General features: G+C 64.8%; 11 protein-coding genes. 6 read left to right on the top strand and 5 right to left on the bottom strand.

Annotated features, from left to right (window positions below; genetic code table 11):
• Positions 1–118: 118 nt before the first annotated feature.
• A complete protein-coding gene (locus U0988_RS03350; RefSeq protein ID WP_322291233.1) occupies positions 119–2,206 on the top strand; it encodes a hypothetical protein in 2,088 nt (695 codons plus the stop codon).
• Here the strand turns inward: U0988_RS03350 and U0988_RS03345 are convergent.
• The 4 genes from U0988_RS03345 to U0988_RS03330 form a co-directional block, all read right to left on the bottom strand.
• A complete protein-coding gene (locus U0988_RS03345; RefSeq protein WP_322291232.1) occupies positions 2,193–2,867 on the bottom strand; it encodes a DUF6445 family protein in 675 nt (224 codons plus the stop codon). The genes U0988_RS03350 and U0988_RS03345 overlap by 14 nt on opposite strands.
• Positions 2,864–4,402 (bottom strand): tryptophan halogenase family protein, encoded by a 1,539-nt coding sequence (locus tag U0988_RS03340; protein WP_322291231.1) that lies wholly within the window; start codon positions 4,400–4,402, stop codon positions 2,864–2,866. Before U0988_RS03340 ends, U0988_RS03345 begins: the two co-directional genes overlap by 4 nt.
• Positions 4,403–4,628: 226 nt before the next feature.
• Positions 4,629–6,164 (bottom strand): long-chain-fatty-acid--CoA ligase, encoded by a 1,536-nt coding sequence (locus tag U0988_RS03335; protein WP_322291230.1) that lies wholly within the window; start codon positions 6,162–6,164, stop codon positions 4,629–4,631.
• Positions 6,165–6,189: 25 nt separating this feature from the next.
• On the bottom strand, positions 6,190–7,413 hold the full coding sequence (locus tag U0988_RS03330; protein WP_322291229.1) for a M20 family metallopeptidase: 1,224 nt from the start codon (positions 7,411–7,413) through the stop codon (positions 6,190–6,192).
• 139 nt (positions 7,414–7,552) lie between these two features.
• Between U0988_RS03330 and U0988_RS03325 the strand changes: the two genes are divergently transcribed.
• Positions 7,553–8,602: a diacylglycerol/lipid kinase family protein gene (locus tag U0988_RS03325; protein WP_322291228.1), complete on the top strand. Its 1,050-nt coding sequence runs from the start codon at positions 7,553–7,555 to the stop codon at positions 8,600–8,602.
• Positions 8,599–9,516 carry a hypothetical protein gene (locus tag U0988_RS03320; RefSeq protein ID WP_322291227.1) on the top strand — a complete coding sequence of 306 codons (918 nt, stop codon included), beginning with the start codon at positions 8,599–8,601 and terminating at the stop codon, positions 9,514–9,516. Before U0988_RS03325 ends, U0988_RS03320 begins: the two co-directional genes overlap by 4 nt.
• On the opposite strand, the gene U0988_RS03315 is transcribed toward U0988_RS03320, so the two are convergent.
• Positions 9,513–10,013: a DUF2141 domain-containing protein gene (locus U0988_RS03315; protein ID WP_322291226.1), complete on the bottom strand. Its 501-nt coding sequence runs from the start codon at positions 10,011–10,013 to the stop codon at positions 9,513–9,515. The genes U0988_RS03320 and U0988_RS03315 overlap by 4 nt on opposite strands.
• A 326-nt stretch (positions 10,014–10,339) precedes the next feature.
• Between U0988_RS03315 and rpe the strand changes: the two genes are divergently transcribed.
• The 3 genes from rpe to purH are packed head-to-tail and all read left to right on the top strand — an operon-like array spanning position 10,340 to position 14,499.
• Complete coding sequence (gene rpe, locus U0988_RS03310; protein ID WP_322291225.1) at positions 10,340–11,014, top strand: ribulose-phosphate 3-epimerase; 675 nt, start codon at positions 10,340–10,342, stop codon at positions 11,012–11,014.
• The gene (locus U0988_RS03305) at positions 11,014–12,903 is read left to right on the top strand and encodes a heparinase II/III family protein (protein ID WP_322291224.1); all 1,890 of its coding nucleotides are present in this window, start codon (positions 11,014–11,016) and stop codon (positions 12,901–12,903) included. The genes rpe and U0988_RS03305 overlap by 1 nt, the downstream gene beginning before the upstream one ends.
• 6 nt (positions 12,904–12,909) lie before the next feature.
• A complete protein-coding gene (purH, locus tag U0988_RS03300; protein WP_322291223.1) occupies positions 12,910–14,499 on the top strand; it encodes a bifunctional phosphoribosylaminoimidazolecarboxamide formyltransferase/IMP cyclohydrolase in 1,590 nt (529 codons plus the stop codon).
• Positions 14,500–14,558: the final 59 nt, after the last annotated feature.

The following is a 14,558-nucleotide window of genomic DNA, read 5'->3' as shown; positions in this document are numbered from 1 at the left end:
CGGGCTTCTTCTTCGCCCGCGGAATTGTAGGTCCGACCTACAGCGGTTCTATCACGATGAAGTTCTAGAACTGAAGCCCCTGCGGTGGTGAGCCGCAGGGGCCCGAGAGGAGAAGACGATGCGTGCGATGAGGCGGCTTAGGCAGCGCTTGAGTGCGGGCGCGCTGTTGCTGGCGATCGGCACGGGAGCAATTGCGCAACCTGTGGAGGTCTCCGACCTTTCCAATCAGGAGGCCTCCGACCTTTCCTATCAGGTTGTCGAAGGCTTCAACATCAACGCCTTCGTGCGCGATGGACCTGTGGCCGCCCACCTGTTGCTGCGTTCCGGTGCCGACCCCCGTATTCTGGTGGCCTTCCCGGCCGGCAACAGCGGGGTCGGACTCTGGTTCGAAAGGCTGGACACGCCGGCTGAGTGGCGGCTGGAGGAATCCCCCAAGCCGATTTCTCTGAAGGATGACAAGGGCCGCCTGCTCCACGGCGTTCGTGCCACGGCCACTGTCGCGGCGAAACGCCTGACAATAAAGCAGGCGGTGCTTTCCAACGTGCGCTTCCTGCGGGACTATCAGTCAGTGGGTACGTTTCCGGCAGCTGTGTCCGCGCCGATGAGTGTCAGTTCCGACCGGGTCGTATTCGCCCGCGACCGCATCGATGGGGCGCCGGGGTATCTGCTGTCCGTTCGGGTGCTTGACGGACATCTCGAAAATGATGCTCTTGTTGCAGACGCTGATGGCAAGATCCGTCTGGAGATTACCGCTGCGAGCGGCGAAACACCGCTCAACGGATTCACCGAAGCCGAACTGTTGAATGACCGCGCAGCCGAAGACCCGGCGGGGCGAAACGCATTGCGGTTCCTGAGCTACCGTGAGAAGTTTCTTGCCGGTTCGTGGCGTTTCAACACCTATTTCGGGCGCGACACGCTGATGTCGGTGCGCTTGTTGATGCCGGCGCTACAGCCGCAAGCGATCGAGGCTGGACTGAGTTCCGTGCTAGCCAACCTCAACGCAGCCGGCGAGGTCGCTCACGAAGAAGGCTTGTCGGAATTCGCGCTCGTCGATCGGCGCAAGCGCGGGTTGGACGTCAGCGATGCTGCCGTGCTCGATTACGCGATGATCGATGACGATTTCATGCTGGCGCCGGTAATGGCGGCCTATTTGCTCGACAGCGCGGAAGCTGACGCCGCGCGCGCCTATCTCGCGCGTGCGGTTTCCGGTGATGCGCAATCCGGCAGTCATGAGCGCGTCGGCCCGGCTTTGGTGCGCAACCTTCGATTTGTGCTCGACCAGGCGCGGCCCTTTGCCGACGCACCAGCAATAACAAACCTGATCAGCCTGAAGCCAGGTCGCAAGACGGGTCAGTGGCGCGACAGCGAAGAGGGGATCGGTCGGGGCCGTTATGCCTATGACGTCAATGCCGTGTTTGTCCCCGCAGCCCTTGACGCTGCGCAGCGGCTGCTCACCTCCGGATTGCTCGATCCCTATCTCTCCGACGCAGACCGTGCCATTTTCAGCGATGCGGGGCGTATGGCCGAAATTTGGAGCGGCCGCGCACCCGCGCTGTTCCGGGTATCGATGCCGGTTGCCGATGCAAAGGCTGCGATCAACTCCTATGCTGCAATCCGCGGAATACCTGCCGGGCCTGCGCTCGCCGCGCTTCATGGCGAGCCGCTCGCCTTTCACGCCATTTCACTCGACGAACACGGCAGTCCGGTTCCGATCATTCACTCGGACGAAGGATTTGCCCTCCTGTTCGGCCGGCCCTCCCCCGCCGAGCTGGATGTCCATCTGAGCGCCATGATGCGTCCGTTTCCTGCCGGCCTGATGACGGATATCGGCCTGCTTGTCGCCAATCCGGCGCTCACAGAACCGGAGGTGCAAGCGCGCTTCACCCCCGCAGCCTATCATGGAACGGTGGTCTGGTCCTGGCAGCAAGCGATGGTTGCCGCAGGGCTTGAGCGGCAGCTCGCCCGCACCGACTTGCCGGCCGCGACCCGGGCGCGGCTGGAAGACGCACAGGCCAAGCTCTGGAGCGTAATCCTCTCGGTGCGCGAACTGGCAAATTCCGAACTCTGGTCCTGGGCCTACGAAAACGACCGCTATCAGGTTGTCCCTTTCGGTGCCGGCACGGATGACGTTGACGAATCGAACGCAGCCCAGTTGTGGAGCACAGTCTATCTGGCCGTGCAGCCGCCGCGCACTACTCCGCCGTGAAGAAAGCCGTGACAGTAAGTCGCCCGCTCGCGGGATCGGACGAGAGCGTGGTAGCCGGGCCGATTGCGCCGCAGTGCAGTAACGCGCTGCGGTAAATTACCGCGCGATTATCGCGCGCCTCTACCAGTGCAGTGCGCTCGAACAGGGGCATTTCGTCACCGGCATAGGCGGCAGGTGGCCCGCCTTCACGCAGCTCGGCCCGGAGGCGCGCGAAGTAAACGGGCGCGCGAACCTCGTCCAGCATCTCGAATCCGGTAGTGCGGTGGCGGAAAAAACCGGTTCCGTCCGCGTTGTGCGGTGAAAGATAATGAACCAGTGCGAAGCGATCGGGCTCGATCGAATCCACGTGCGGAAGCCGTTGTTCCAGGGATAGCTGCTCAGGGACAGTCGTGACGATCGAGAAGCTCGCGTCCAAGGGCACAATCCGCTTACGAAAGCCGAATACCTCGCGCAATATCGTTGCGAGCGTGGCATGGACATCGCGAAGATAAGAGGATGGCAGCGGCGCCCGCACTCCCGGGTAGTTACGGCCGGCCGGTTCGAAAAGGCGCGTGGTTGCATCGGCCCGGAGCGCGTCCGGATCGGCCGCGAACCCGTCGACAACGACAAGCGGCTGCCGCTCGCTTCCGATCAGGCGAGCGGCGATATCCGGGCGGGTCATCCGTTCACAGCATCAGCGGGCGACAACGCATCCGACGCGGAAATTGCCTGCGCGATCACATCATCGTGCATGGGAAGATGGGACGCTGCGCGCGTGACGACGCCGGCGATCTGCTCGAGCTGCGCCCTGTTGGTCGCCGGGTCCAACGCGTCCGCCAATGGGCTGTAGTCTTCCGCCAAAACCCCTTGTCCATTAAGCACCGCAAGCCAGCTCGCTTCCCGGAACAGTTCGTTCGCGCCCAGCATCAGCCGTCCCGATCTGCGGTAGTGCTCTTGTTTCTCGATAAGCGTGTCGGGCAGCGCCATGTGCCGGCAATGGTTCCACAGCGGCTCGGGCTTGTCGCTTGTGGCGTGGTAGTGAAGGATCAGGAAATCCCGGATCTCGTCCAGATCGGCGGCGATCAGGCGGTCAAACTGGAGGGCCAGTCCCGGGTCGCAATCCCGGTCCGGGAACAGCGTAAGCAGTTTGGCGATACTGCTCTGGATCAGATGGATGCTGGTGGATTCGAGCGGTTCCAGAAACCCCGACGAAAGGCCGATCGCCACCACGTTGCCAATCCAGGTCCGCCGCCGCCGACCCGCCTTGAAGCGCAGGAGCTGCGGATCACCAAGCGCTGCGCCGTCCAGATTGGCAAGGAGTGTAGCCGCGGCTTCGTCGTCACTGACAAACTCGCTCGCATAGACATACCCATTGCCGGTGCGGTGTTGGAGAGGGATGCGCCACTGCCAGCCGGCGGCGCGCGCAGTCGAACGCGTGTAGGGTGTTGTCTTGTCCATCCGTTCACACGGAACCGCGGCGGCACGGTCGCAAGGTAGCCAATGTGACCAGTCTTCATAGCCGGCCTGCATCTCGCCCTCGATCAGCAGAGCACGGAAACCTGAGCAATCGACGAATAAATCGCCGTCCAGGCGGTCACCGGCCTCGGTCAGGAGCGCCGATACGAAACCGCTTTCGCCATCGCGCTCCACGGTGCTGAGCTTGCCTTCGATCCGGGTGACGCCGCCGGCCTCGGCCAGCGAACGCAGGTGACGGGCGTAGAGGCTTGCATCGAAGTGAAAGGCGTAACCGAGCGTCGAGAGGATCGATTGCGCTCCGCCTGCCGGCTTGGCAAAGCGGTTCTGCGAAGCCAGGCGCGTAGCCAGCGAGAAGTCGGACAGCGGCAGGCCGAGACCATCGCGGCACGCCTTCAGCCACCGCTGGTGGAAAGGTACACCGGGCAGGGCGATGCCATATTGGCCGAAAGGGTGGAAATAGCGGTGCCCTGGCCGTGCCCAATCGACGAACTCGATGCCAAGCTTGAAGCTGGCTTTTGTTGCGCGGAGAAAATCGGATTCGTCGAGCCCGATCAACTCGTTGAACCAATGGATCGTCGGGATCGTCGCCTCGCCCACACCGACGGTGCCGATTTCTTCGGATTCGAGCAATGTGATCGAGACCCGCGGGCCGAAGGTCTTCGCCAGCGCGGTCGCGGTCATCCAACCCGCGGTTCCGCCGCCGAGTATAACTACGCGCCGGACCCGATTGCCAACCTGCATACCGCACCATTTATCATTTGAAACAGGGTTTCTGGCTATCAGGTCAGCGTGTCTTTGCAAGGCATTAACTCGCTTCTTGTTCGACAGGAGGCTTCTCCTTCTCCTGGTCTGTATCCTTCCTTTGCCGCCTCAGCGGACCTCCTTCGTGTTATGGTCCTTGCGCGGGCATCGCCGTGCCTGACGGAGAGATATGCGCCCGTCACCGGCGGGCGGCGCGCGCCCGCGGTCAATTCACCTGGCGTTCCAGCCCTTCCCAATAGGGCGCGCGGAGTTCGCGGCGGAGGATCTTGCCGGAGGGATTGCGCGGAAGGGCATCGATGAAATCCACTGACTTGGGGCATTTGAATCCGGCAATCCTGGTCCGCGCATGGGCGATGACCTCGGCTTCGGTCAGGTCGCTGCCGGGATTTCGCACGACGATCGCTTTGACCGCTTCGCCCCATTTCGGATCGGGGACGCCGATAACCGCGATGTCGGCCACGCCGGGGAGGCCGTAAATCGCGCTTTCCACTTCGGCAGGATAGACATTTTCCCCGCCGCTGATGATCATGTCCTTGATGCGGTCCTGGATGAACAGATAGCCTTCTTCGTCGAGCATGCCGGCATCACCGGTGCGGAACCAGCCATCGCCGATCAGGGCCTTGGCGGTTTCCTCGGGCCGGTTCCAGTATTCCAGCATCACGCAGTCGGACCGGATTGCGACTTCGCCAGTGGTGCAGGGGGGCAGCGGCTCGAGATCGCCGCCCAGAATGCGGATTTCGACGCCCGGCATCGCCTTGCCGGCCGAGCGCATCACATGCTCGCGGCCGGGGCGGTGATCCTCCGGCGCGAGCGAGATGATCGCGCCATAGGTTTCGGTCAGGCCGTAGAGCTGCGCGAAATCGCAGCCCAGCCGCGACACGCCTTCTTTCAGCAGGTCGAGCGGAATCGGGCTGGCGCCATAGGTCAGGCCCCGGACCGAGGAGAAATCGGCCCCCTGGGCGTCCGGATGCGCCAGCATCATGCCCAGCGCCGCGGGGACCAGGAACAGCCATTTGACCTGATATTCCGCCACGTCATGGATCATCAGCGCGGGATCGAATTCGGCATGGATGATCAGTTCCTGCCCGCCCAGCGCCGCGCCGGTCGCGCCTCCGATACCGGCGATATGGCCGTAGGGCATGGCCATGATCAGCGAATCGCCCGGCGCGGCGCAATACCAGTAGATATTTTCCGCCTCCAGCCGCGGGCGCATGTTGGACCCGTTGAAATGGCTCAGCACCACGCCCTTGGGCTGCCCGGTGGTGCCCGAAGTATAGAGCTGGAGGAAAGCGTCGTCCTTGGTGATGCTCGCGGTCACCGGGTCATCGGACTGCCGGTCGCGCCAAGCGGCGAATTCACGCTCCATCGAGACCGCCTCGCCGTCCCACGGCACGCCGGCAAAGCCGTCTTCGACAAACAGCACTTTCGCGCCGCAATCCTCGAGGATGAACTCCACTTCCGCCGGGGCGAGCCGCCAGATGATCGGGACCAGCACGACCCCGAGCCGTCCCGCGCCGAGGCACAATTCGACCGCATAGTCGCTGTTCTTGCCCAGATAGGCGATCCGGTCCCCCTTGGTCAGGCCCATGGCGGCAAGCCCGTTGGCGATCTGCGTGGCGTGCCGGTCGTATTCGGCGAAACTGGTGACCCGGGACCCGAACCGCAAAGCGGCCGCATCGCCGCGCTCGGCAGCGTGACGCGCCAGCGCCTCGCTGAAAGTCCAGCATTCCGTCTCGCTCATACTAATCCTCGACCCCCGCCAATTTCTATTCGAAGCCCCGTTCCAGAAACCGCATGGCGCAGCCGGCCAGGATTGCCGTGCCCAGCGGCAGGGCACCTTCGTCCACCATCATCCGGCTGGAATGGATGCCGCAGCACTGGCTCCAGTCTTCGCCGCTGGGGGCAACGCCGAGGAAGAACATCGCACCGGGTACCTGTTCCAGCACATAGGAGAAATCCTCCGCCCCCATGATCGGGGCTGGCAGGTCTTTCCAGCTGTCCGCACCGAGCACTTCATGCGTTACCGAACGCCCCATCGCAACGGCCCGTTCGTCGCACAGGGTGACGGGGAAACCCTCGGTAATCTCGACGCGGGCGGTAACTCCGTGTGCGGCGGCGATCCCGCTGGCGGTCTCGCGCATCAGCTGCTGTACCTGACGCCGGTTTTCCGGCGACAGCGTGCGCATCGTACCGCGAAGCACGGCGTGATCGGGGATCACATTATGCGCGGTGCCGGCGTCCAGCATGGTGACCGTGACCACCACCGCATCGGCGGCGTTGAAGCGCCGGGTCACCACCGTCTGCAGCGCGGTTACGACAGCGCAGGCAGCGGGCACCGGGTCCAGCGTGTCGTGCGGCATCGAGGCATGGCCGCCGCGCCCTTCAAGAGTAATTTCGAACTGGTCGGCAGCCGCCAGCAAAGCGCCGGCCCGGCCCGCGATCACTCCGTGGCGCGCGTTGGGCATGATGTGCAGCGCAAAGGCCGCCTCGGGTAGCGGATTTCCACCGGTCCCGCCCAGCAACCCGTCCTCCATCATGAAGCGCGCGCCGTGGTAGCCTTCCTCGCCGGGTTGGAACATGAACATCACTTCGCCCGCCAGTTCCGCCTGGCGGGCCGCCAGCACTTGCGCCGCACCTACCAGCATGGCGGTGTGCGTATCGTGCCCGCAGGCGTGCATCCGGCCGTCAATGGTGGAAGCGAAGTCGAGGCCAGTCTGTTCCGGCATCGGCAGCGCGTCCATATCCCCGCGCAGCAGGACGCGGCTGCGACCGGGATGGCCTGGCTTGCCGCCCCGCAGGATTGCAACTTCGCCGGTGGTCGAAGGGCCGGAGCGCCATTCCAGCGGCAAATCGGCCAGCGCAGCGCGGACCTTGGCCTGCGTCAGAGGGGTGTGCAGGCCCAGTTCGGGCTCGGCATGGATCGCACGCCGCAGCGCAACGATGTCACCGGCGATCGCATTGGCAGAAGCGAGCAGTTCGGGATGCAGCATCGGCGGACACTAACGGATTAAATGCGCCGCGTCGCCCCTGATTTGGCGGATAAAATCGGGCCGAACGCCGGGTTGCGGCAAGATTTGTGGAATATCTCTTGTGGAGCAGGCCCGGTTTCCTTGCTAACGCGGCCCGGCCATGACGTTCGCCAAGCAACAATTTCCGCCACTGCCGGAATGGGACGGCACACCCCGCCCGGCTCCGGTGGTGGGCGTGATCTACAACCGGCACAGCCACCACAATCTCAAACGCCGCCACCCGGCGGAGGCGGCGGCCGACCTGCCCGTTTCTGCCGGTGGGCACCCGGCCGACGTCATTGTGGCCGAACCGGCCGGTCACGGCGACCTGCCTGCGACACTGGCCGATTTCAAGCGGCGGGGGGTCGAACTTCTGGTCATGAACGGCGGCGACGGGACCGTCCGCGATGTCCTGTCCAGTGGGCTGAAGGTATGGGGTGACGACTGGCCCGCCCTCGCCGTGCTGCCGCGCGGCAAGACCAACGCCCTCAATGTCGATCTCGGCGCTCCGGCCGACTGGACCCTGGCCGGGGTGATCGCCGCGTTCGAACAGGGCCGGCGTGTTCATCGGCGCGGTATCGTAATGACCCCGCTCCCCGCGTCCGGATCGGCGGAGGACAGTCCGCCGCCGATGATGGGGTTCATTCTGGGCGCGGGCGCGTTCAAGACCGGGATCAAGGCGGGGCAGGACGCGCACCGCCTGGGCGCGTTCAACAGTCTCGCGGTGGGGGTTACCGCCGTGTGGGGCGTGGCGCAGGCCCTGCTTGGCAGTACGCGCAATCGCTGGCGGCGCGGGACCGGGATGCAGCTGCTACTCGGGCCGAACCGCGATCCGATGCCGCATAGCGGCTTTGGCGACCCCGCGCAGCGCTGGATCCTGATCGCGTCCACACTCGGGCGGCTCCCCCTGGGGATGAAATTGTTCGGCCCCTATCGGGACGGTCTGCGCGTCACGGTCATGGACAAGGCCCGCCGCCGGACGCTGGCGATGGTCCCCGCGATTGTGGTCGGCAATGCGCCCGGCTGGATAGGGCGCTCCGGCGTCCATTTCGCCAGGGCCGACGAGTTCGAACTGACGCTGGATGACGGGTTCATCCTTGATGGCGAGATTTTTCCTGCAGGCCGGTACCACGTGACAGAGGGACCGGAACTGCACTTCGTCGTACCTTGACCGGTAAATCCTCCGGCTTGCCGCCCGGCACGGCGCTGACGGGCCGGATCGAAGCAGCCCTGGCCGCGCCCGTCGATCCAGCGGTGGCCGAGTTCGCAGCGTGGCTGGCCCGCGATGCGGGCGCGGTAGCCGCGCTGTACTATGGCTCGAACCTGCGCACCGGCTCGCTCGACGGCGTGCTCGATTTCTACCTGCTGATGCCGGGTCCGCAGCGGGAACGGATCTGGCCGCGGGTCAGCTATCATGAACGGGAATTCGGCGGACAGGTCCTGCGGGCGAAGGTCGCGGCAATGGCGCTGTCCACCTTTGCCGAGGCAGCCCGGGGCACGCGCCGCGATACGACGATCTGGGCCCGGTTCGTGCAACCCTGCGCGCTGGTGTGGAACGCGGACGAAACAGTCCGCCGGGCCGTAGCCGAAGCCGTCGCCGCCGCTGCCTGTACCGCGGCACGGCTGGCGGTCGCGCTGGGGCCCGGCAGCGGAACGGCGGAGGATTACTGGCGGGCGCTGTTCCGGGCGACCTACAAGGCCGAACTGCGGGTCGAAAAGCCGGGGCGGGAAGATTCAATCCTCTCGGTCAACCGCGATCATTTCGCCGGATTATTGCCGCTTGCCCTGTCGGCGCAGAACATCGCGTATGACCGCGACGGCGCGCGGCTGACACCTCATCTGGAACCGGAGCACCGCCGGAAGATCCTGCACTGGTGGGCGGCGCGGCGGCGTCTGGGCAAGCCGCTCAACCTGTTGCGGCTGGTCAAGGCCACGACCACCTTCGAGGGCGCTGCCCGTTACGGCGCGTGGAAACTGGAACGCCATACCGGAATTGCGGTTGAGATTACCCCGTGGCGGGAAAAGCACCCGCTGATGGCGGCGCCGGGGGTCCTGTTCAGCCTGTGGCGCAGGCGCAAATCCTAGAAATATTTCATGGTGATGCTGATCGCGGTCACACCGCTGCCGACGTTGAATGCGGTCTTCTGGTAACCCGGCTTGCCCAGATTGAAGATATTGATGCTGGGATTGTTCGACATGGCCCCGCCATCTTCGCGGATGTCGGTCTTGCCGTTGCCGTTCACGTCGTGGCGCACGGCAATGCCGTAGGTGCCGCTGGACGGCACCGGAACGCAGAAGGTCATGGTTCCGCTTTTGGCGGGCGCTTCGATCCGTGTCAGCCAGCGGCCCTTTTCCAGCCAGTCGGACTTGGTTCCGTTATAGCTCTGCACGCGAATCTTGCCGCTCGCCTGCTTGATGCCCTGCACGGTGACTTTCACGGCGGGGCCCGCGCCCGTAGAACATTTGGCCAGATCGTTGCTCAAGACCTGGTTGTATTGCGCTGCTGCGGAAACGGACAGGCCAAGGCTGCCGGTTGCGAGCGCCAATACAACGGTTTTCAAAGCAGAAGAACGTGTGGTCATTCGGTTTCCCTATTCGGTCATCGGGTGAATATGTCCCATAGCGCGGGGAACGCGCTGGGGAGGATGGATTAGCAGCGTATCGGCCGGCTCCGGATCCTCGCGAGATATGGCGTTCAATTGCCCGCCAGACTATGAATTACCGCTGAATTGCACCATTGCCGCGCATTCATCCAGTCGAATTTGGAATCGGGCATTTGCCCCGGGCAGGAAAAAGGGCGGAACCGGTGTGGAAAAGCCGCCGATGGGTGCTTGCGGCGCAGTAAGCTCCCCCCTAACCGGATAGTGAACCACACTTGTGCCGGTTTACCTGAAAGAAGCGTTCGACAATGGCCCAGCCGCTGATTTCACCCTCCATCCTGTCCGCCGATTTCGCGCGGCTCGGGGAAGAGGTGCGCAGCATTGACGCCGCCGGCGCGGACTGGATCCATATCGATGTGATGGACGGCCATTACGTCCCCAACATCACCATCGGTCCGGATGTGGTGAAGGCCCTGCGGCCGCATACCCGGAAGACATTCGACGTGCATCTGATGATCAGCCCGGTGGACGCCTATCTGGAGGCCTTCGCCGACGCCGGTGCCGACATCATTACCGTGCATCCCGAGGCCGGCCCGCACATCCACCGCACGGTGCAGGCGATCAAGGGGCTGGGGAAACTGGCGGGTATCTCGCTCAACCCCGGTACGCCCGCCAAGATGCTCGACTATCTGATCGATGATATCGATCTGGTGCTGGTGATGAGCGTCAACCCGGGCTTCGGCGGGCAGAGCTTCATCGACCGCCAGCTCGGCAAGATCGAGGCGGTGCGCAGGATGATCGACAAGACGGGGCGCGACATCCGGCTGGAGGTGGACGGCGGGGTCAATGCCGAAACGGCGCGGCTGTGCGTCGAGGCAGGGGCGGATGTGCTGGTCGCCGGATCGGCTACCTTCAAGGGCGGGCCGGAACATTATGCCGCCAACATCGCGGCACTGCGCGGACCAGGCGGGGGACACGCCTGATGGTTGATTACGTGGTAGAAGATCGGACCCGCGATCAGGCGGTCACAGGGGATGGAAGCGCGATGCCGCTGGGCCGTGAAGTGGACGAAGCCCTGGTTACGCAGTCGCCGGAATCCGGTGAGGCTGGCCCGATCCTCGAGCCCGGCAAATCGCTGGTACTGACGGATTTCGCCCCGCCTGCGATCAGCCCCGGAGAGCGGCTGATCCGGCTTGCATACCGGCTGGGGGTGCCGCCTTCTACCCTGACTTCGCCCTTCACCAAGCCGGCGCGCACCCGGATGCTGGCGACCGTCAAATGCCCTCTGGAAAGCGACCGAGCCGCGGGTGTTGCCCTGCGCATGGGGCATTTTCTGATCCACGGGGTCAAGACACCGATCGGCCAGATGGATTTCTCCCCGCAGGCCCGGCTGACCGCGCCGTTCGAGCGAGTGGTGCACGGGTTTTCGTGGCTCGGGGATCTTGCCGCCAGCGCGCCGCGCGAAGATTGTGCGCCCACCGCGGAACGTGTGCTCGCCGCCTGGCTGGCGGCAAACGGCACGGCGAAAAAGGCACCCGGCACCGGACCGGGTATCGGCAAGGGTCCCGCATGGAACGTCGAACACGCCGGTCACCGGCTGCTCAACTGGCTGGTCCATGCGCCGCTTATCCTTTCGGGCCAGAACGAACGCGTCCGCTCCGACGCGCTGGAAGCGATCAGCCATACGGCCCGCTGGCTGGACCGCAACGTGACCCGCAGCGACGATGTGCTGGGCGAAGTCGCCGGCTGGTGCGCAATAACAGCCGCAGGCCTGCTGCTGCCTGAGGGCAAGCCGCGCCGCCTGTTCGGCGAAGCGGGGTTGATCCGCGCACTGGGCGAACTCGTTGCCGACGATGGCGGCGTGCTGTCGCGCAGCCCGATTGCGCAGATGGACGCCATCGGACTGCTGGTGAAGCTGATCGCCTGCTACCGGGCGGCGGGGCGCGAGACGCCTGCTGCGCTGGATGCCATGCTGTCCCTGCTGGTTCCGCCGCTGCTGGCGCTGATGCACGGCGATGGCGGGCTGGGCAGCTGGCAGGGCGCGGGCGGGGTGCAGGCCGACCGGGTGGCCGCGCTGATCGAGGCGAGCGGCGTGCGCAGCCGCCCGCTTCAGGACATTCGCCAATGGGGGTATCAGCGGCTCAACGGCGGCAAGACGATCCTGCAGTTCGACGCCGCGCCGCCGCCGCGGGCGCGCCATGCCCGGTCCGGCTGCGCGTCCACCCTCGCCTTCGAAATGTCCTGCGAAGGGCGGCGGATCATCGTCAATTGCGGCGGAGCAGGCTTCGCCGGAGGGCAAACCCCGATCCGGATCGAACAGGGATTGCGCGCCACCGCCGCCCATTCCACCCTGGCGCTCGACAACGCCAATTCCACGGCGGTGATGATCAACGGCAAGCTCGGCAAGGGGGTCGAGGAAGTCGAGGTCAACCGGCGGGCGCTGGAGCTGGAAAATGGCAAGGCGTCGCGCGTCGAGGCGAGCCACGACGGCTATGCCGCGCGATTTGGCCTGGTGCATCGCCGGATCCTGATCCTGCGCGACGACGGCAGCGAACTCCGCGGCGAGGATCTGCTGGTGCCTTCGGGCAAGGGCAAGCGCGGCAAGATCGAATTCGCGATCCGGTTCCACATCGGTCCGGGCATCGAACTGGGTTTGTCGGAAGACCGCAAGGGCGCCGGACTGGCCTTGCCCGACGGCACCTATTGGCAGTTCCGGTTGGGCACTACCTCGTGCGACGGCGTGCTGGATATCGAGGAAAGCATGTGGGTCGACGGACAGGGACGGCCGCAGCCGATCCAGCAGTTGGTGCTGCAGGGGCTGACATCGCGCAGCGGAGGAAATTTCTCCTGGCTGCTCAGGAAAATGGGATAGTTTCACGTGGGTAATGTGACGATCAGACGGGCACTGCTGTCGGTGTCCGACAAGAGCGGATTGGCGGAGCTGGGACAGGCGCTGGCCGCGCTGGGCGTGGAGCTGGTGTCGACCGGCGGCACCGCTGCGGCGCTGCGCGATGCGGGCCTGAAGGTCCGGGATGTGTCCGAGATCACGGGGTTCCCCGAAATGATGGACGGGCGGGTCAAGACGTTGCATCCGTTGGTCCACGGCGGCCTGCTGGCGGTGCGGGACAACCCGGAACACGCCGCCGCGATGGAACAGCACGGGATCGGCGCAATCGACCTGGTGGTGGTAAATCTCTACCCGTTCGAGGCGACGCTGGCAAAAGGTGCCGCGCGGGACGAGGTGATCGAGAAAATCGACATCGGCGGGCCGAGTATGGTGCGCAGCGCAGCCAAGAACCACGCATATGTCACCATAGTCACCGACCCGTCCGACTATCCGGCTCTGCTGGATGAACTGGCGCAATCCGGCGGCGCAACGTCGATCCGCTTCCGCAAGGCATTGGCGGCCAAGGCGTTCGCAGCCACGGCGGCGTACGATTCGATGATCAGCCAGTGGTTCGCGTTTGCCGACCAAGGGCAGAAATTCCCGCCAATGGTCAGCATGACCCGCAAGCTCGTCGGCACGCTGCGTTACGGTGAGAATCCGCATCAGGATGCGGCGCTGTATCTTCCCGCCGGGCCGCACACGCAGGGACTGCCCCAGGCGGAGCAGATTCAGGGCAAGGAACTCAGCTACAACAATTACAACGATGCCAACGCTGCCTTCGAACTGGCCGCCGAATTTCGCGGCGCAGCCCCGGCGGTGGTAATCGTCAAGCACGCCAACCCCTGCGGCGTGGCCCAGCGCCCGACTTTGCTCGAGGCGTGGCAAGAGGCGCTGCAATGCGACAGCGTGTCGGCCTTCGGCGGGATCGTCGCCTGCAACGTCCCGCTGGACGGCCCCACGGCGGAGGCGATTTGCCAGATTTTCACCGAAGTCGTGGTCGCGCCGGGAGCCGACGACGCCGCGCGCGCGGTGTTTGCCAGAAAGAAGAACCTGCGCCTGCTGATAACGGGCGATTTGCCCGATCCGCGCCGTTCGGGACAGACCCTTGCGATCATCGCCGGCGGCATTCTGGTGCAGGACCGCGACAATGGCGCGATCGGTCCGGACGATCTCAAGGTCGTCACCAAGCGCGCCCCGACCGAACAGGAGTTGAAGGACTGCCTGTTCGCCTGGACTGTGGCCCGGCACGTGAAATCGAACGCGATCGTCTATGCCAGGGACGGCGTGACCGCGGGCATCGGCGCGGGCCAGATGAACCGCCGCGACAGTTCGCGCATCGCTGCACTGAAAGCCGCCGAAGCCGCCGAAACCCACGGGTGGAGCCAGCCCCGCACTGCCGGCAGCGCGGTTGCTTCGGACGCGTTCTTCCCCTTTGCCGACGGGCTGCTGACGGCGGCCGAAGCCGGGGCGACGGCGGTGATCCAGCCGGGCGGTTCGCGGCGCGATCAGGAAGTTATCGATGCCGCCAATGATGCGGGCCTGGCGATGATTTTCACCGGGATGCGGCATTTCCGGCACTGACCGGCGCACCATTCTACCCCGCATACGGAACAATTTGTCGTGCTTGCTGAAACCTTTCA

This window comes from Allopontixanthobacter sp. (assembly GCF_034376665.1).
Classification (GTDB): Bacteria; Pseudomonadota; Alphaproteobacteria; order Sphingomonadales; family Sphingomonadaceae; genus Allopontixanthobacter.
This window is presented reverse-complemented; position numbering and strand designations above follow the sequence as displayed.